This window comes from Oleiphilus sp. HI0086, assembly GCF_001635225.1.
In genome coordinates this window covers 1-1,233 of sequence record NZ_LWFZ01001027.1, presented here as the reverse complement: position 1 = coordinate 1,233, position 1,233 = coordinate 1, and the positions used below count along the sequence as shown (strand labels likewise).

Here is a 1,233-nt window from a genome sequence, read left to right as displayed (position 1 = left end):
AAGCGATGGAGAACCAGGACGCTGCACACTGGGAAGATGAGCAGGACAGGTTTGCTGCGGCGATTAATCATGCCAGCGAGACTGAAGACTTGCGATTCTTTATGAATGAGGAGCAGATTAAATATGCCAAGAAAATTGAGCAAGCCGAGTCATCGTTAGCACTTATTCCACATGATCATCGCAAGCGTAGCCGTTACGAACGGCGCTTGAATCGAGTTAAAGCCTATTACGATTGGTGGTTGAGTGAGTCCTTTAGTGACAATCGTTGGCAGGCGGTCAAACAACTTCGTGCACTCGATCGTGAAATGGCAGAATTTAATGAATATCAAGCTAAGTTACGTTCAAAACTGGAGTCTGATGGTGGCAATGAAGCGCTAGCAAAGAGAGTTTCTGAAGGAAGAGAGCAGCTAGCGCTAATTAGAACGGAGTTAGACCAGAGTCTTGCGCAAGCAAGAAATAAACTTGTTGCTTTGGCCAAACAGGATTACGAAAAGCAAATCGCTGAAGCGGGTGTTTATTTGAAGGCTTCGCGAGAGTCATTAGCCCGAATTTCAGACCAGGTTTATCATTCGGATTCTGCAGAGAAAACCAGCATGACGACAGAGGAGGCTAGCTTGTGAGTTTACTTAGAACAGCATGCTTGCTTACCTTGTTATTTGCTTTGTCAGGCTGCCAGCTATTTGACTCCAGAACCTATCCCTTATATGGGCCTGAAAGTATTGCTTCACTTCAGCCTGCTGTCTTGATGATTGATAGAGAGGCATCTTTAAGTCTTGAAATTTCAGAAGTTATCGAGAATTACACTCGTCTGCTACCTATGCTGAAAGACCCTGAAACGCAAATGAAGGTTCTGCATCGCTTAGCCGATCTTAAGCTTCAGAAAGGTGAATTATTAATGGCAGAGCAGGCTGTTGATGAGCTGGATATCGCTATCACTGCTTATTTAGGTCTGCTTGAAAAGTATCCAGACAGAGAAGATAACGATCACGTCTTATATCAATTGGCAAAGACCTATGAGTTGAAAGGTTTGCGTGATCAACACCTGAAGATACTGACACGAATTGCCGAGCAATACCCGGGCTCAAACTATTATGCCGAAGTACAATTTAGACGCGGAGAGATCCTGTTCACTGACGAACTGTATAGGCTGGCCGAGCAGGCATTTTCTGCCGTGATTCTGACTGAAGCGCCTAAAGAGGAAAGCCCCTTTTTGGCTAACGCCCACTACATGCA

General features: G+C 45.0%; 2 protein-coding genes. Both read left to right on the top strand.

The genetic code is table 11. The features are described from left to right. Positions 1-620: hypothetical protein (locus A3756_RS27955; RefSeq protein WP_197481377.1), on the top strand; the 620-nt coding region annotated here is incomplete at its 5' end. After that, the coding region (locus A3756_RS18340) for a tetratricopeptide repeat protein (protein WP_156490585.1) at positions 617-1,233 on the top strand (617 nt) is incomplete at its 3' end. The genes A3756_RS27955 and A3756_RS18340, both read left to right, overlap by 4 nt.